The organism is Staphylococcus sp. LKG3-1 (genome assembly GCF_048568385.1).
GTDB classification, from domain to species: domain Bacteria; phylum Bacillota; class Bacilli; order Staphylococcales; family Staphylococcaceae; genus Staphylococcus; species Staphylococcus saprophyticus.
On record NZ_CP183796.1, the window covers coordinates 1,503,762 to 1,521,173 of the forward strand.

At 34.0% G+C, this 17,412-nt stretch carries 15 protein-coding genes and 2 pseudogenes; 8 read left to right on the forward strand and 9 right to left on the reverse strand.

Annotation, left to right across the window (positions count from 1 at the left end; genetic code table 11):
• Positions 1-276: 276 nt before the first annotated feature.
• The gene (locus tag ACM595_RS07575; protein WP_115338388.1) at positions 277-1,326 is read left to right on the forward strand and encodes a hypothetical protein; all 1,050 of its coding nucleotides are present in this window, start codon (positions 277-279) and stop codon (positions 1,324-1,326) included.
• 314 nt (positions 1,327-1,640) lie between these two features.
• On the forward strand, positions 1,641-3,056 hold the full coding sequence (locus tag ACM595_RS07580; RefSeq protein ID WP_047504574.1) for an anion permease: 1,416 nt from the start codon (positions 1,641-1,643) through the stop codon (positions 3,054-3,056).
• Positions 3,057-3,147: 91 nt separating this feature from the next.
• Here ACM595_RS07580 and ACM595_RS07585 read toward each other — a convergent pair whose 3' ends face one another.
• From ACM595_RS07585 to ACM595_RS07605, 5 genes are all read right to left on the reverse strand, one after another.
• Positions 3,148-3,702 (reverse strand): cysteine hydrolase family protein, encoded by a 555-nt coding sequence (locus ACM595_RS07585; protein WP_129531105.1) that lies wholly within the window; start codon positions 3,700-3,702, stop codon positions 3,148-3,150.
• 128 nt (positions 3,703-3,830) lie between these two features.
• Entirely contained in the window at positions 3,831-4,433 is a 603-nt protein-coding gene (gene mhqD, locus ACM595_RS07590; protein WP_069826151.1) for a methylhydroquinone degradation carboxylesterase MhqD, read from the reverse strand.
• Positions 4,434-4,463: 30 nt separating this feature from the next.
• Positions 4,464-5,369, reverse strand: a complete 906-nt coding sequence (locus ACM595_RS07595; RefSeq protein ID WP_011302366.1) for a VOC family protein — start codon at positions 5,367-5,369, stop codon at positions 4,464-4,466.
• A gap of 81 nt (positions 5,370-5,450) precedes the next feature.
• Positions 5,451-6,407 carry a ring-cleaving dioxygenase MhqE gene (mhqE, locus tag ACM595_RS07600; protein WP_041079308.1) on the reverse strand — a complete coding sequence of 319 codons (957 nt, stop codon included), beginning with the start codon at positions 6,405-6,407 and terminating at the stop codon, positions 5,451-5,453.
• Positions 6,408-6,476: 69 nt separating this feature from the next.
• A complete protein-coding gene (locus tag ACM595_RS07605; protein WP_037537676.1) occupies positions 6,477-6,908 on the reverse strand; it encodes a MarR family winged helix-turn-helix transcriptional regulator in 432 nt (143 codons plus the stop codon).
• A gap of 296 nt (positions 6,909-7,204) precedes the next feature.
• Here ACM595_RS07605 and ACM595_RS07610 point away from each other — a divergent pair.
• A pseudogene (locus tag ACM595_RS07610) lies at positions 7,205-8,575 on the forward strand (aldehyde dehydrogenase family protein).
• Positions 8,576-8,727: 152 nt separating this feature from the next.
• On the opposite strand, the gene ACM595_RS07615 reads toward ACM595_RS07610, so the two are convergent.
• Positions 8,728-9,717: a metal ABC transporter solute-binding protein, Zn/Mn family gene (locus ACM595_RS07615; RefSeq protein WP_075339882.1), complete on the reverse strand. Its 990-nt coding sequence runs from the start codon at positions 9,715-9,717 to the stop codon at positions 8,728-8,730.
• A gap of 174 nt (positions 9,718-9,891) precedes the next feature.
• Here ACM595_RS07615 and ACM595_RS07620 point away from each other — a divergent pair, with 174 nt between their 5' ends.
• Positions 9,892-10,173: a GNAT family N-acetyltransferase gene (locus tag ACM595_RS07620; protein ID WP_172439371.1), complete on the forward strand. Its 282-nt coding sequence runs from the start codon at positions 9,892-9,894 to the stop codon at positions 10,171-10,173.
• A 97-nt stretch (positions 10,174-10,270) separates the two neighbouring features.
• On the opposite strand, the gene ACM595_RS07625 is transcribed toward ACM595_RS07620, so the two are convergent.
• The 3 genes from ACM595_RS07625 to ACM595_RS07635 form a co-directional block, all read right to left on the reverse strand.
• Positions 10,271-12,034: an ABC transporter ATP-binding protein gene (locus tag ACM595_RS07625; protein WP_041079312.1), complete on the reverse strand. Its 1,764-nt coding sequence runs from the start codon at positions 12,032-12,034 to the stop codon at positions 10,271-10,273.
• The gene (locus tag ACM595_RS07630; RefSeq protein WP_041079314.1) at positions 12,027-13,808 is read right to left on the reverse strand and encodes an ABC transporter ATP-binding protein; all 1,782 of its coding nucleotides are present in this window, start codon (positions 13,806-13,808) and stop codon (positions 12,027-12,029) included. Before ACM595_RS07630 ends, ACM595_RS07625 begins: the two co-directional genes overlap by 8 nt.
• 234 nt (positions 13,809-14,042) lie before the next feature.
• Entirely contained in the window at positions 14,043-14,576 is a 534-nt protein-coding gene (locus tag ACM595_RS07635) for a hypothetical protein (RefSeq protein WP_174543803.1), read from the reverse strand.
• A gap of 186 nt (positions 14,577-14,762) precedes the next feature.
• Between ACM595_RS07635 and ACM595_RS07640 the strand changes: the two genes are divergently transcribed.
• From ACM595_RS07640 to ACM595_RS07655, 4 genes and pseudogenes are all read left to right on the forward strand, one after another.
• Positions 14,763-15,572, forward strand: a complete 810-nt coding sequence (locus tag ACM595_RS07640; RefSeq protein WP_002482342.1) for a VOC family protein — start codon at positions 14,763-14,765, stop codon at positions 15,570-15,572.
• A gap of 190 nt (positions 15,573-15,762) precedes the next feature.
• On the forward strand, positions 15,763-16,566 hold the full coding sequence (locus ACM595_RS07645; protein ID WP_419744240.1) for a PRD domain-containing protein: 804 nt from the start codon (positions 15,763-15,765) through the stop codon (positions 16,564-16,566).
• Positions 16,490-16,909, forward strand: a pseudogene (locus ACM595_RS07650) (family 1 glycosylhydrolase); the annotation flags it as partial. The gene ACM595_RS07645 and the pseudogene ACM595_RS07650, both read left to right, overlap by 77 nt.
• A 261-nt stretch (positions 16,910-17,170) precedes the next feature.
• Complete coding sequence (locus ACM595_RS07655; RefSeq protein ID WP_001159903.1) at positions 17,171-17,407, forward strand: hypothetical protein; 237 nt, start codon at positions 17,171-17,173, stop codon at positions 17,405-17,407.
• The last annotated feature ends 5 nt before the right edge of the window (positions 17,408-17,412 follow it).

Consider the following 17,412-nt stretch of genomic DNA (forward strand, 5'->3'; position numbering starts at 1 on the left):
CACTTTAAACATTTATCACATAATAAAAAAACATACTATCAAATTTTTAAATTTAACGCATCCAAAGAACCTTCATCATTTACCCACTTTGATAAACCATTAATCTAAATACGTTTATGTGCGCACTTTTAAGTTCTCTCTAAAAATACAATTGTTCTTATCAAAAATACTTTTTCTTTTCAATTTATTTTATTTTAAGCTAAAATAATAAATTGTGAGTTTATATATATGAATGACATTTATATTATCTACACCATTGAAAGGATTTATATGACTATGACAAGTTTAAAAGAAATTATTATTGTGGCATTTGCTTTTGTTGGTGTGGTTGTAGGCGCTGGATTTGCTACAGGTCAAGAAATATTCCAATTCTTTACCAGTAATGGCAATTACAGTATCTGGGGCGTGATTATAACGGGTTGTATTGTCACTCTAGGTGGCATTTTTGTACTCCAAACTGGCTATAAATTAAATGCACATAATCACACTGGACCTATAAAGTATTATTTACCCAAGCGTATTGCCACTTTATTTGATATCATCTTAACTTTATTTCTACTTGCACTCGCTATGATTATGACGGCAGGTGGGGTTTCAACGATTCATGAAAGTTTTAATATACCATATGCATTGAGTTCTGTACTTTTAATTTCAATTATTTTAATAACATTATTCTTAAAATTTGAACGCCTCATCGCAATTCTAGGTATGGTCACACCTTTTTTAGTTATTATCGTTACTATTATTGCTATGTATTATTTAATGACCGGTTCACTCAGCTTTAGTGATCCCAATCAATACACGAATACCGGGACTCGTTCTGATCAATGGTGGTGGTTCGATGCAATTAACTATGGGAGCTTACAAATTGCAGCAGCGTTCAGCTTTTTATCTGTAATGGGAGGTCGTTTAAAATTTAAATCTTCCTCTGTTTACGGAGGCATGATAGGTGGCTTAATCATTACTTTCTTATTGCTTATGTTAAACTTAGGCATGGTATCGCAATTCTCTCACATAAAAGATGTCGCACTGCCATCACTATTATTAGCAAAAGAAATTTCTCCTATGATTGGTTTATTTATGTCTATCGTTATGATATTAGTTATTTATAATACTGTCGTGGGTCTTATGTATGCATTTGCTTCTAGATTTACAAGACCTTATAGCAAACATTATTATATTATGATTATTTGGATGGCAGTCCTTACCTTTGCTACGACCTTCATTGGGTTTATTGATTTAATAGGAAAAGTATTTCCTGTTATGGGGATCTTTGGTTTTATATTATTATTTCCAATTTTGATAAAAGGTATTTCACGTAAATAACCCCCATTTAAAAATGCTAAACTATTGCTTATTACAATAAAATATCTCTGTAAATGGCAACATCATTAACTTATACGCTATAAGTTAATGATGTTGCCATTATTTTTCTAAAAGCTAGCTTTACATAAGGTTTTGACAGAACTATAATTATTATGAAAAATCTTATAATAAATTAATATGATGTTAAATTTAGTGTGGTAAGCGCTTTAGTTGCGTCTTCTACGCTAGTTTTCTTAAATACGATTTTAATATCATATACTTGTACTATATTTAGTTTTTTATCAAATAAAAGGACAAGAAAGGTGCATCATAATATGAATAGTGACATCCACTACAGAAAATTTATCTTTCCCATATTGATTGGTATCATTATCTGGCTACTTACCCCAATTAGACCAGAAGGCTTAGATGTTGGCGCATGGCATATGTTTGCAATTTTTGTAGCAACAATTATTGGTTGTATTACACAACCACTTCCAATAGGCGCCGTTGCAATGATTGGTTTTACACTCGCGGTATTAACGCAAACCGTTAAGATAGACACGGCAGTTTCTGGATTTGGAAATAGTAGTATTTGGCTTATAGCAATGGCATTTTTTATTTCAAGAGGATTTGTAAAAACAGGTCTAGGCCGACGCATCGCCTTACAATTTGTTAAATTATTTGGTAAGAAAACTTTAGGCTTGGGCTATTCATTGATTGGTGTAGATTTAATCTTAGCACCTGCCACACCAAGTAATACAGCACGTGCTGGTGGTATTATGTTTCCAATCATTAATGCACTTTCCCGTTCATTTGGATCAAAACCTGAAGATGGTACCCAACGTAAAATGGGTGGATTCCTTATCTTTACAGAATTCCACGGCAACCTTATTACAGCTGCCATGTTTCTTACTGCTATGGCAGGCAACCCTTTGGCTCAATCTTTAGCGAAACATCAAGGCGTAGATATTACCTGGATGCAATGGTTTATTGCAGCACTCATCCCTGGTATCATATCGTTAATCCTTGTGCCATTAATTATTTATAAAATGTATCCTCCAGAAATTAAAGAAACTGCTAATGCGAAATCTTGGGCTCAAAACGAGCTTAAAGATATGGGTAAAATGGCGACCAGTGAAAAATTTATGGTTAGCATCTTTCTCGTTGCACTTGCACTTTGGGTATTAGGTAGCACGTTAAATATCAATGCGACATTAACCGCTTTTATCGCACTATCCTTATTACTCATTACCGGTGTCCTTACTTGGAGTGACGTACTCAAAGAAACTGGTGCTTGGAATACATTAGTATGGTTCTCAATATTAGTAATGATGGCTAATCAACTTAATGAACTGGGCTTTATTCCTTGGCTAAGTAAGTCTATCTCAGGTAGTTTAGGAGGTCTTAGTTGGCCAATCGTGTTAGTACTATTAATCTTATTCTACTTCTATTCTCATTATTTATTTGCTAGTTCAACCGCGCATGTAAGTGCTATGTACTCAGCATTATTAGGCGTCGCTATCGCTACTGGTGCACCACCACTTTTCAGTGCGTTAATGTTAGGTTTCTTCGGTAATTTAATGGCATCTACTACACATTATAGTAGTGGTCCTGCACCTATTTTATATTCAGCAGGCTATGTTTCTCAAAATCGATGGTGGACGATGAATGCCGTACTTGCGATATTTTACTTTATTGTATGGTTAGGTATCGGCTCTTTATGGATGAAACTCATCGGCCTTATGTAACTATAAAGCCCTATGTTATGATTTCAACGACATGATTAATGCTAAAGTCATGTAAATGTTTGAAATATAACATAGGGCCTTTATTTTTATTTTAACTGTTACACCATGCTTCTGCTGTTGTCACATCTGCATAACGCGTTAATATTTTGTCGATTAAAAATTGATGTTTTTCTACATCTTGATCGGCCATTGCATCTGATAATAGCGTTAGCTTATAATCTTTGTCTGCCGCTTCAACTGCTGTAGATAATACGACACCGCTTGTACTCACACCTGTAAGTACAAGATGATCAACTTGCAAACCGCGTAATAACACCTCTAAATTACTACCAGTAAACGCACTTAATCGATGCTTCGTTACAAGGGGTTCCTTTGCTTGGCGATTCAACGCTTCAACAATTTGAGTTGATTCATCTTGTTTATTCATAGGCACGCCTTTTGCTTTCATTTGCGAAAACATTTTATTATTTGGTGAAACTTCCATATATTCCCCTGTAAACGCAACACGTACAAAAATGACTGGCATACTATTACGACGTGCAGTCTCAATTACTTTTTGATTATTAGCTATTATATTTTCTTTTTGCTGCAAACCATTTACAATACCATTTTGCATATCCATCACTATCAACGCTTGATGATTCATTATGATCGCCACCTTTTCTATTATCCATATATTATAGTCTAGATTGACTTCATTTTCTAAAATTGAAATCGCCACAAGCCATCTACACTTTGTATCATGTATAACAAATGGTGACTTATATTGGGAAATTATTTAAAAATATTATTTAATAAGTCTCGACCCGCTACCACACCTGCTTGAGTCATTTCGTGACTATTCACCCAAACTTGCGTGACATTTGCACCACGGTTTTCGAATAAATCAATGACATTTTGACTATCTTTGCTTGTAACAATTGGGTCATGTTCACCCATTGAAAGTAATACATGCATACCACTTAAATCTTTATCATTCGCATCATTCACCGGATAAAGTGGTGCATATAACAGTGCTGTTTGAAATGAAATGTCCTGATGTAAAATCATGCTGATTGCAATATTAGAACCGTTTGAAAAACCTACAGGAATTGCTAGCGATAAATCAAAACCATAGCGTTCAGCAGCTTCTTTTAAAAATGCAATGAGTCTATCTGTTCGAAAGTTTAAATCCTCTATATCGTATTGTCCTTCACCGTGACGTTTGAAGAAACGGTTCATTCCATTCTCAGATACTTCACCTCTTATACTTAACACATTATACTTAGGGTTAAGTAGCTGACTTAATGGTAATAAATCACTTTCATCTCCACCTGTCCCGTGTAGTAAAATCAATGTAGGTGCATTTGCTTCACCTTCTCTAAAAATATGTTCCATATCAAGTGTGCCTCCTCTTATATCTATTTTCTATATACGAATAGGTGGTAGCAATTGAAGTATCGTTTCTCTTCTGTCTTCAAATTGAGGTGGTAATACTAAATGCGTACCTAATGTTTCAAATCGTTCATCCACTGTAAAACCAGGGCCTTCTGTCGCAAATTCAAAGATAATGCCACCCTGCTCTTTCATATAAATAGCTTTGAAATAGTTGCGATCTTTAACGTCAGTCACATGATAACCTTTACCAGTCATTTTAACTAACCATTCTCGTTGTACTTTATCAGTTGGAACTGACCAAGCAATGTGATGAACAACACCAACACCCCAACGAACATTCATTTGAGCGCTTTCTTTTTTGATAATCACATGATGTTGCCAATGGCCTTTTGTTTCAACATGTACCACATTGTCATCTTCGTTCACTTTATGAAGACCCATATCGTTTACTAGTGTATTCAACGTTGCCTTAGGATGACTAGATAATAAAGTCACCCCATGAAATCCAATGATACTCTGTGCGTCAGTTTGGTCGTTATCGTCATCTGCTTCAACTAGTGCTAAAGGTAAGTCATGTGTATCGTTAAATTCTAATGTTTCACGATCAAACAATCTAGTTTCTACTACTTCAATTTGATGTGCTTGTAAATGTGCTTTCCAAATATCCCTTGAGTTTTTAGGTATTCTAAAAGCAATGCGTTCGACTTGCCCATTTCCTTTACGACCTTTATGTGCATTTGGCCAATTGAAAAACGTTAAAATCGTACCATTTTCAATATTTCCATTTGAGAAGTAAAGATGATAAGTGGATGGATCATCATAATTAACCGTTTTTTTAATTAATTTTAGATTTAATACATCTCTGTAAAATCGAATATTTTCTTCTGGATTACCTACAATTGCCGAAATATGATGAATATGTTGAATTGCTTCCATAAAATTACCTCCTTAAATATTTGAATTTAAATTTCCCTTTATATCTTATGCTATGGTGGTTTACTCTAACCAAAAGTCCTTTTATCTGCTTGTATCAAACGGACGTATTTCTGATTCAATATAGGCTCTTTGTGGTTCTAGAAATGGTGGTAAAGCTAGACTTTCACCCAATGTTTCATAAGGCTCATCACCCATAAATCCAGGTCCATCTGTAGAAACTTCAATTAATATATGTCCTATTCGTGCATATAACGCTTCAAAATAAAATCGATCTACTAAACCAGAATTACCGATACCTAATGTTTGATATTTTTCTAACCATTGTACGATTGTTGCATGATCTTTTAGTCTAAATGATACATGATGCACCTCACCATAACCTTGTCTTGCTTCAGGTCCATCTGTATCTTTCCTTAAGATAACTTGACCCCCATTACCCCCTTCACCGACTTCTAAAATGGCTACTCCGTCTTCTTTAGTTAAGACTGTCATGCCAAATACATCTTCAAGTATTTTCATAAAATCTTCAAAATAACTCACGGTAATTTCGATAGGACCTAGACCATAGATTGCTTTATCCATTGGTACTGGACCATTTTTCCATGGTTTACCTGGTGCCACACCTTTATTATGCTCATCAGACACCAGTTGGTAACTTTGACCATCTACCTCTTCAAACGGTAATACCTTTGTACCAAAGAGTGATTGTATACCCTCATGTTTAATATTAAATTCGTCAAATCGTTGCTCATAATATTCCAACGCTTCATCGTTTGGCACTCTAAATGAAGGACGTGTAATTGAATTTGTACCTGCTGCCCCTTTAGGAATATTAGGAAAATCAAAGAATGTCATATCCGTTCCAGGCGAGCCTTCGTCATCCGCAAAAAATGTATGATACGTATAAATATCATCTTGATTTACTGTTTTCTTAACGAGTCTCATACCTAATACTTCTGTGAAAAATTGATAGTTTCTTTCCGCATCATCTGTCATTGCTGTGACATGATGAATACCTAATAATTGGTTATTTGTCATAATAAACGCCTCTCTCTTATAATTATCTCGATTTCGAAGTAATTTTTGATAAAAATTTTAAGTGCCCTTTTATTCAATCGGTTGAGCACTTAATTTTTTTAAAGCTGTTTGTAATACCGTTATTTCTTCATCTGTTAGTACTGAAAAAGTAGATTCTAATGTTGATGCATGATCTGGGAATATTTCATCCATCATACTACGTCCCTTATCGGTTAAAGATGCATTCGTCACACGCTTATCTTTCTCATTACGTTGTCTAACTACACAGCCTTTTTCTTCTAATTTATCTACGACATACGTAATACTACTACTTGCTATTAATACACGATTACCGATGCGTTGAATGGGTTGGTCACCTTTATTGTAAAGCAGCTCCATTACAGCAAATTCTGTTACATTTAATCCATAACGTTGCACATCTGTTTTAACGATTTTCATTAGATGATCTAAGGTTCGATTTAAACCAACAAATGTATTTAAAGATATTTGTGTACGATCCACTTTATTCACCTAATCCCTAAATTTATTTCGAATTCGAGATAAATTATAATGGGCTATTCACTTTCTGTCAACATATAAGTATAAAAAATATATCACCCGCTCCAAATTTAGCATTAGTCCGTTTTAAGCACTTTCAGTTGGACATATAAAATAATATATTGAATGTACGTTTCAATGAAAATCAAGCGTTCGGTTTTTCAACATTACTTAAGTGTTATGTATATATTGTGGAGGTGTCACAATTGAATCAATTATTTATAAACAATGAATTTATAGCAAGTAAATCTACTGACACAATGGATGTTATCAACCCTGCAACAAGAGAAAAAAATAGATACGATTACATTTGCAACGGAAGCCGAAGTCAATGATGCTGTAGAAAAATCCAAACAAGCTCAATTAGAATGGGAAAAAACACCAGAGCCTACACGCGCTGATCATGTTAAATTGCTCATTCCATTATTAGAACAAAACAAAGATACATTAGCTGAACTTTATGTTAAAGAGCAAGGTAAAACCTTAGCTTCAGCAAAAGGTGAAATTGATAGAGCTATTCAATTCATTGACTATATGACTGGATTGAGTATGAATAATAAAGGAGAAGTTTTACAAAATAGTCGTGAAAATGAAACCATTTTACTAACGAAAAACCGATTGGAGTAACTGCAGGCATTGTACCTTGGAATGCGCCAATTATGGTCTTGATGAGAAAAGTGATTCCTGCTGTTATTACTGGTTGCTCTGTTGTCATTAAACCAAGTGAAGCAACTTCTTTAATTACATTAAAAATCGCAGAATTACTACGTGCCTCAACGATACCTGCTGGCCTAGTACAAATATTACCAGGTACAGGTGAAACTGTAGGAACGCAACTAGCACAACATCCTGATATCCAACTCATTTCATTAACCGGTAGTATGCGCGCTGGCAAGTCTGTCTATGCTGAAAGTGCCTCTACAGTCAAAAAAGTGAACTTAGAGCTTGGAGGTAACGCGCCAGTTATCGTTACACCAAATTCTGACTTAGATAAAGCCGTTAATTATATTGTTACAGCAAGAATAAATAATGCTGGTCAAGTTTGCACTTGTCCTGAGCGTATTTTTGTCCACCAAGATGTTCACGATACATTTATCGACAAATTGAAAGCTCAAATGGAACAATTAACAGTCGGCGATCCGTTTGATGAATCTACAGATTATGGTGCCATTATTAATCAACAACAACTTGACAGTATAGATGACAAAGTACAAAATGCTGTATAAAATGGTGCTCAATAAATCACTGGTGTTCATAAAATTAAGCGTTCTGGTTTCTTTTATGCTCCTACTATTTTAGATCATATCAATCCCGAAGACAGTGCGTTCAAAGAAGAAATATTCGGTCCTGTTTTACCAATTGTGACATATTCTGAATTTGAACATGCGCTTAACCAAGCCAATGATACGAATGCAGGCTTATCATCATATATCTTTTCTGAAAACTTAAAAGAAATTATGTTAGCTACTGAAAAACTTAAATTTGTTGAAGTTTCTGCCAATTGTGAAGCCGAAGAAGTAGTTAATGGTTTTCATGCTGGTTGGAGAGAATCTGGCTTAGGTGGCGCTGATGGTATTCATGGCTTAGAAGAGTATTATAATACAACTGTTTCTTATATTAGATATGATTAACTAACTTAGACCATGCCTTTTGTTAATACCGACTATTATTTTTATAATATAAGTTCATTAGATTGATACTGACGGAAAAGTGCTCAAAATAAAAAAGGTGCACATAGCTTATTTATGACAGTTCATAAATGGTTATGCGCGCCTTTTTCTAATTAATGATTTAATGCTTTATCCAATGATTTAATATTTTCTTTCATAAGTGATTGATAGGTTATATCTTTATCATTCATTTCTTTTTTAGATAGTGTAGCCATATTGTGCAAGCTAAGCGGTGTTGTGTTAGATTCTTTCTGAATAACATCTGTTACTTTAGAAGAGATGTTTTGTTCATAAAGCACATATGGTTGTTTTGTATCATCAATGCGCTTAACAATAGCCATTAAATCCCTTTGACTAGGTTCTTCATTATTCATACCACTGACACCTTCTTGCTTAAATCCATAACGATTGGCTAAATAACCAATAGAATCATGCGAAATCACTACTGTATCTCGTTTAGGATTTGAAGTAATATCTTTCATTTCATGATTAATATCATCCAAATCAGCAATAAGTTGTTTATAACGTTTTTCATAATATGCTTTATGGCGTGAATCTTTTTTCACTAAGTCATCCTTAATCGCTTTCACCATCTTTTTGTTTAGAACTGGGTCTAGCCAAATATGTGGATCTTTGCTACCCTCTTCGTGATCATGCCCTTCATGTTCATCGTGTTCTTCATGCGCTTCGTGTCCTTCGTGCTCATGGTCATGTTCATGATTTGATAATAAATCAGCTTGCTTTAAATTCGCTGCTACAGGTAATTTTAGATGCTCATTATTGATTGAGCCCGCAATTTTTTTAGCGACAGGATCCATATCTTGATTAGAATAAATAAATAAATCGCTCTTAGCAATATTCACCATTTCTTTTTGTGTTGGCTCAAAAGAATGCATATCTGCGCCAGGCGGATAAATTGATTCAACATCTACATATTTGCCACCAATTTGCTCCGTAAAACTTTGAAAAGCAAAAGCTGTTGTATATATTTTAAGTTTATTATTTGTACTGACGTCTTTTTTCTCACTTTTATTGATGTTACCACACGCACTTAATGTAATCATCATTACACATGTCAGCATGATTATTATACTTTTCTTCAAAAAACGCCCCTCCAAATCGAAATTATTTCGTTAAAACTATAAACTTATTTTTGCAATATTTCAATGCTTTTAACTCAATCTATTACATTTCTTCTCATTTCATTCAATCACAAATTGTTTAATAGTCGCTAAAATGTGATATTTAATAACTATAGACAAAAATTAAGGAGCGATATTATGGCTGAAATTAAACAAGGTACAAACAAATTTTACATTGGTGATGACGAAAATAATCCACAAGCTCAAATTACTTTTAACCAACAAAATGATAATCAAATCGATATTGACCACACTGGTGTACCAGAAGAAATGGGTGGCCAAGGTATTGGTTCTCAGTTAGTTAAAGCTGTTGTTGATTACGCACGTGACAATAATTTAAAAGTATCTGCTACATGTCCATTTGCTAAAAGCGTTATTGAAAAACATGATGAATATCAAGATGTGTATGTCGGTTAATCAAACATTGGACCTATTAATATAGGCATAGGACATCGAGTTTCACACTCGTCATCCTATGCCTATACTTATATTTAAATTAATTATGATAACAGTTTTATCCATTCTGTAATAAATACATATTATGATAAATACCTTTTTGTGCTATCAATTGTGCATGCGTACCACGTTCAACAATTTCCCCTTTATTTAATACAAATATTTGATCAGCATCTTGAATTGTAGATAATCGGTGGGCAATCGCTAATGTCGTACGGCCTTTTCTCATTTTATTCAAAGATTGTTGGATTTGTTCCTCTGTTTCTGAATCTATATTCGCTGTGGCTTCATCTAAAATTAGGATTTTAGGATTTGTTGCAATTGTTCTTGCAAAAGCAATCAACTGTCTTTCACCACTTGAAAATGCGCTACCTTTCTCAATCACTTTATGTTGATATTGATTTGGCAGTTTTTCAATAAAATGATTTGCATGAACAAACTCTGCTGCTGCTTTCACTTGTTCAAATGTCATTGAAGGATGATAAAGTTTAATATTTGAAGCTATCGTGCCATAGAACATAAAGGCATCTTGTAAAACCAAGCCAATTTTTTCTTTCAATTCTGTTTTTGGTATCTTTTTAATTGAATTGCCGTCTATTTTAATATCACCGCGATTGAATTCATAGAAACGCATGAAGAGATTGATGATAGAACTTTTACCAGAACCTGTATGACCGACAAGTGCAATCATTTCTCCTGGTTTCGCGGTCAAACTAATGTTTTTTAACACGTCTGTTTCTCCGTCATAACTAAAGCTCACATTGTCGAACTCGATTTCACCGGTCTCAATAGCATTGTCATTGTTTGCTTCTTGTTGTGGTTCATACGTATCATCATCGATGAGTGCAAACACTCTACTTGCTGAAACCAGCGCTTGTTGCAGTATATTTAAATTTTGACTTACTTGATTGATAGGTTCAAAAAAACGTTCCATATATTGTACAAAAGCAAACACCACACCTGCAGTGATGCCAGTAGTAAAGCTGATTACTCCAAAGTATCCAAGAATCATTACAACCGCAAAAATTGAAATAGAACTGATTGCAGGGCGAAGTAAAAGACTATCTAATTTAACAGTTTTTAACATATATTGATAATGTTCATCATTAATCTTATTAAATTCTTTATTTAATCGGCGTTCTTGATTAAAGGCTTGGATAATTTTCATGCCTTCTATAGATTCCGCTAACTTCGAATTTAAATCAGATAACCGTTGTCTTGACTTTGAAAATAAAAAAGCAGAATACTTTCTATAACTTGCTAATATTATCATTATGATAGGTAAAAAAATGAGCGCAATTAAAGCTAATTTGACATCTAACACAAACATCATGATGTAACTTGAAATCATCATAAAGAATGCCATTATAAATGTGGAAAAAACACCTACAATCATATCAACAATCGTTTCTGTATCATTTGTAAGTCGAGAAACAATGCTACCACCAGGTACTTTATCAAAGTATCTCATACCTAATTTACCCAGCTTATTAAATGCATCAATCCTTAATTGTTGAATTACTTTAAATGCTAAATATTGAAATAAATATTGGCTAAAGTAAAGGGTGATAGCGCCAATCAACTGTATGCTAATAAAAATAACAATCAACCATACCATTGTCTCTTTAGGAAAATGGCGTGGTGTTAAATAATCATCGATGAAAATTTTCACCATATAAGGTGTCATCATACTAGCAATCGTTGATAATATGAGCGTAATAAAGGCCAAAACAATAATCCATTTATAGGGTAAGGTGTATTTAAATAACCTAATGAGTGCGCTACCTTGATCTTTTGCTGTTAGATTAGCATTTTCAGTCATTTTCACCATCCCCTTTCGTTAGACTATCCAAGTTGCGAGACAGTTGCTCTTGTAATGCTTGAGCCTGGTAAGTATCATAATACCAACCTTTTTTACTCATCAGTGTTGCGTGATTACCACGCTCGATGATACGGCCTTCATTCATTACTATAATTAAATCGGCGTGTTTTACAGCACTCATTCTATGTGCCGTTATAATATTGGTCTTACCGCTTCTCAGATGTTCCAAATTTTCTAATATGGCTTCTTCTGTTTGTGCATCTACTGCTGATAATGAATCATCTAAAATGAGTATTTCTGGATTAACGAGTAGCGCACGTGCAATAGAAACACGTTGCTTTTGACCACCTGATAACGATACACCACGTTCGCCTACTACGGTTTGGTAATCTTTAGAAAATTGCATGATATCATCGTGAATGTGACTAAGCTTGCTAGCTTCAAATATTTTCTCATCGTCAATCGTTTCATTACTAAATGCAATATTATTACGTATGGTTGTTGAAAATAAAAAATGTTCTTGTGGCACATAACCAAATTGAGCTCTTAATAACTCAACATTGTAATCACGAATGGGATGTCCACCAAATTCAATATCTTGAGCGTGTTGTGTATCAAATTCTCGTAATAATAACCTAATTAATGCACTCTTACCTGAACCTGTACGACCAACAATACCAACTGTAGAACCTTCTTTAATTGTAAAATGAATATCATAAATACCTTGATCCTCATTACCCGGGAAATGAAACTGATTTATATTAAACCTTATATCCCCTTGAGGACGTTCATCAATGACATATGAAGTATCGATATCATTAGGTAGTTCGCCAATTTCCTCAATACGTTCATATGATGCTTTAGCTCTTTGGACAATATTAAAAAACAGGCCTAGCGCTAGTAAAGGCCATACCAGCATGCCAAGATATGTATTAAATGTGATTAACTGCCCCAAGCTGATATCATTATGAAAAACCATCTGCGCACCGAATGCAATTGATAAGAAATAACTCATACCTATGACTAAAGTAATCGTCGGATCAAAAAGTGCATCTATTTTTGATACTTTCAAATTTTTCGCAACAACATCATCACTTAAATGCTTAAAATCCGCCTGATCACTTGGTTCATAGCCAAATGTTTTAGTTACTTTGATACCTGCCACACTCTCTTGTGTCTTATCATTTAGTTTACTAAACGCAGCTTGTGCTTTTTTAAATCCTTTACTTAGTAGCGAACCATAAATGCTGGTAAGCAATACCATAAATGGAAGTGGAATCATGGCAATTAACGTTAATTTCCAACTGACTGTTGTTGCCATCGTGATAATGACTGTGCCACCAGTTATCAACGAATCTGCAATCATTAAAATACCTGCACCTGCAGCATTTTGAACAGCTCTGATATCATTCGTAGCATGTGCCATCAGATCACCCGTTCTTCTATTTTGGAAAAAGATAGCACTCATTTCTGTATATTTTTTATATAGATAGGTCCTTAATATCTTACCTAATTTTTGACTTGTTCCAAATATAGATAATCTCCATACATATCTGAGAACATAAGTTAATATTGCAGTAATAACAAGTATGAATAAATAAATGGCTAATAATCGAGGCGTTAATCTATTAGAAGTCATCTCATCAATTGTACGACCAATGATTTGAGGCGGTACAATTTCAATTAATGCGATTAACAATAAGGTGCCTAAGCCTATGAGATAACTCGTTTTTTGTTGTTTAAAAAACCAACCTAATTTCAAGAATACTTTCATAACACCACCTCCATACAATCATGATTTAATACCAAATCTATCAATTATTATGGACATCCATGCTTTATATCAGTCCATACAATACGTGTCTCATATTTTACCACAACTTAACATCTGTAAATAGAATGGATATATTACACACTAACTATCCACAGATTTCCATTGAATTTAAAAAATGAACTTGAGACATTTGCCATATCTCAAGTTCTAGCTTTGTATTATGCTATTGTTAACCTAGTTTGCATTTTTACGTTGTTTTTCCTGAAATTCATAAAACACTTGGAACAATAGTATTAACATAGCCGGATGATATGTTTCCGTTTCTATATACACATCGTGCATGGAAGCAAATTTAAATCGCTCTGATTTTGTTTGCATAATTTCTTGATTACGCTCTGTCACCTTTACACTTCTCGAAAAAAATCCTGACTGAAATTTTATTATACCTCCTTGAGTCTCTTCAAAATACATAGTTGGTTTGAGCCCCATTTTTGAACGAAATAGGCCTATGGGTTGATTATTCTTTTCAACTGTCCAGACTGTCTTAAAAGGTGTTTTAATAGCACCCTCTTGCAACACACGATAGGTATCTTGACCATCTGTAATCTCAAAGTTCTGCTTGTTATTACCTAAATATGCCATTGTTAGTTGTACAGCCGACGTATAAAACAGTTCGATGGTAAACACTACATCTTCTTTATCATTATAAATTTCTATCGCTGATCTAGAAGCATTGAAAAAGTTTTCTTTAAAATAATAGTGTGTCATCTATAACATCCTATTCTTTTGGATTTAAAACATTGTGTTATACCCATTTTACAAAAATGAATATTTTAATGCCACCAAATATATTTTTATACTTTCCAAGCTTTGTGTATTGACTCAGTATATTTTTTATACTAGAATTCAACTTGTAATAATTATAAATACATGCAATGAATAAGGAGCTAAATTATGACTTTCCACGATAAAAATGCAACGCAAGTAACAAATATCACATTAAACGTCTCAGATTTGAAAAATATGATTAAATTCTACACACAAATTTTAGGGTTAACTATTAAACACGAAACAAATCATGCCGTTACCTTTAATGTCGGCGCACATGGACATACGCTAACACTAAATGAAATAGAAAACGGACGTCGTCCCTCTATGAGAGAATCAGGACTATTTCATATGGCGCTCTTATTACCTACGCGTCAAGATCTCGGTAATTTCTTATATCATGCTGCAAGTACAGGTGTTCAAGTTGGCGGTGGCGATCACCTTGTCAGTGAGGCGCTTTATTTTGCAGACCCTGAAGGTAATGGGATTGAAATTTATTATGATAGACCTAAAGCAGGTTGGATTTGGAATGACAATAAAGTGAAGATGGACACGCTCGAAGTCGATGCGAATGACTTAGTTGAACAAAGAAGTGAAAATGGATGGCAAGGTATGCCAGATGATGCAAAAATTGGTCACCTACACTTAAAAGCTGCTGATATAGGTCAATCCCGTCATTATTATCTCGACGAACTCGGCTTAGACCACGTTTCTGATTTACCACAGGCTGTATTTATGTCAACTAATCATTACCACCACCACATTGCTTTTAATACTTGGCAATCCAATATATTACGCCAAAACAATAGCCAAAGTTTAGGCTTAACACATATAGAAATATATAAACCAAATGCACAAGAAACACAATTTATTGGACCAGAAGGTTTCGAAATTTTAGTTCATAGCAATACACAACTCGTTGCTGATAAAGACTAATTGATGCTAGGAAGATGTTATGACATTGATTGCAAAAGCAGTGTTCATTCAAGTTGAATGCGCACTGCTTTTTATTGTTTTCAGAAACGATATCGGCGTTTCTTTTTGACTTATGATAAACATCTACTCTATATTAAATATATAATCATTTTTATTACTAAGTTAATAAATAAGGGATGTTATATTTATTATGAAAATTACTAAAATACTGAATAACAATGTGGTTATTTCAAAGATTAACAATGAAGAACGTATCGTCATGGGAAAAGGGATTCCCTGTGGCAAACAAAATGGTCAAGAGCTAGAAAAAGACAAAAGTGATAAAGTTTTTAGACTCACAAGCGAAGAACAAGAACGTATGCTTACGTTACTTAATGAAATCGATCAAAATGTCTTATTAACGACTCAAGATATTATTATCAAAGCCAATCAGCTTTATGAAAAACCTATGTCAGAATCTATTTACCTATCACTAACGGACCACATAGATTACGCTATTAAAAGAACCAGAGAAGGTCACATTATTAAAAATCCATTATTATACGAAATCAACAGACTCTATCCTAAAGAATATGATTTATCAATAAACGCAGTTGAGACCATTAACCGCCGCTTTGATATTCAGTTACCTAAAGATGAGGCTGGATTTATTGCTATGCATATTGTCAACGCAAGTATGGATGAAAATATCGCAAATATATATGAAATCACAAAGATTACCAAAAGTATTTTAGATATTGTGCGCTATCACTTTAATTTACACATTAATGAAGATGCCCTAAGCTACTCCAGATTTATGACTCACCTCAAATTTTTCAGCCAAAGGTTAATTAACCATGAGTCACTAAACGAAGTGACTGATGAATCATTGCTACAAGTATTGCAACAAAAACATGTGAAATCCGATGCATGTGTAGATAAAATATCCTTACTTAGAAGCATCCCATTGGGGCTGGCAAATCGATCCAATCGGACTCAGAATCGTCTTAAATGAATTGTGGGACCGTTATAATAAACCGTTATTCATTGTTGAAAATGGGTTAGGTGCAAAAGACACTATTGAAGATGGCCAAATTCATGATAATTATCGCATTGATTATTTACAAAAACATATTGCTGAAGCAAAAAGAGCCGTTGAAGATGGCGTTGATTTAATGGGTTACCTTGCATGGGGGCCTATTGATTTAGTATCAATGTCAACGAGTGAAATGACTAAACGCTATGGCTTCATTTATGTAGATCAAGATGATTACGGTCAAGGTACTAAAAAACGTATTAAAAAAGATTCTTTTGACTGGTATAAAGCTTTAATTCAATCGAATGCACGTGATTTATAATATAAAAAGCTTGGTGCAACTGCATAAGTAGTTCAGTTTTGGAGTACAAAAAGTGAAAATGTAAACCTAAATGAGTATCAAATTGCAACTGAATTTGATACTCGTTTTTTATTGTTAAATCAACGTTTGTTGTTAATTTACACCACAAAATGTAAGTTAAAATGTATATAAAAATGCGAACGTGAAATAATTATTGTAGGAATGCAAATTGGTGTGTTAAAATGGTTACAATTTACTAAGCAAAAAGGGGTGCATTTTCCTATGCAATTTCTTGAGCCAAAAAATAAGAACGCTAAGTCTGTGGATTGGGAAATATCAGAGCAAGTAAGGGTGATAGTTAAGCAATACGCTGAATATGCAGAGCGTACTGAAAGCGAAGCAGTGGATGAATTCTTATTGAACATTTTAGACGATAAGAAGTTTATTGAATGGATTGCCAACAAGCGAAGTAATAAGCGGATTGTTGAAAAAATGGGTATCAAAGATAGAGTGGGTTGATAGAC

Excerpts from the sequence above, each read along its gene's own strand:
- ACM595_RS07575 (WP_115338388.1), top strand. The coding sequence starts at position 277 with ATGACAAGTTTAAAAGAAATTATTATTGTGGCATTTGCTTTTGTTGGT.
- ACM595_RS07580 (WP_047504574.1), top strand. The coding sequence starts at position 1,641 with ATGAATAGTGACATCCACTACAGAAAATTTATCTTTCCCATATTGATT.
- ACM595_RS07585 (WP_129531105.1), bottom strand. The coding sequence starts at position 3,702 with ATGAATCATCAAGCGTTGATAGTGATGGATATGCAAAATGGTATTGTA.
- mhqD (WP_069826151.1), bottom strand. The coding sequence starts at position 4,433 with ATGGAACATATTTTTAGAGAAGGTGAAGCAAATGCACCTACATTGATT.
- ACM595_RS07595 (WP_011302366.1), bottom strand. The coding sequence starts at position 5,369 with ATGGAAGCAATTCAACATATTCATCATATTTCGGCAATTGTAGGTAAT.
- mhqE (WP_041079308.1), bottom strand. The coding sequence starts at position 6,407 with ATGACAAATAACCAATTATTAGGTATTCATCATGTCACAGCAATGACA.
- ACM595_RS07625 (WP_041079312.1), bottom strand. The coding sequence starts at position 12,034 with ATGACTGAAAATGCTAATCTAACAGCAAAAGATCAAGGTAGCGCACTC.
- ACM595_RS07630 (WP_041079314.1), bottom strand. The coding sequence starts at position 13,808 with ATGAAAGTATTCTTGAAATTAGGTTGGTTTTTTAAACAACAAAAAACG.
- ACM595_RS07635 (WP_174543803.1), bottom strand. The coding sequence starts at position 14,576 with ATGACACACTATTATTTTAAAGAAAACTTTTTCAATGCTTCTAGATCA.
- ACM595_RS07640 (WP_002482342.1), top strand. The coding sequence starts at position 14,763 with ATGACTTTCCACGATAAAAATGCAACGCAAGTAACAAATATCACATTA.
- ACM595_RS07645 (WP_419744240.1), top strand. The coding sequence starts at position 15,763 with ATGAAAATTACTAAAATACTGAATAACAATGTGGTTATTTCAAAGATT.
- ACM595_RS07655 (WP_001159903.1), top strand. The coding sequence starts at position 17,171 with ATGCAATTTCTTGAGCCAAAAAATAAGAACGCTAAGTCTGTGGATTGG.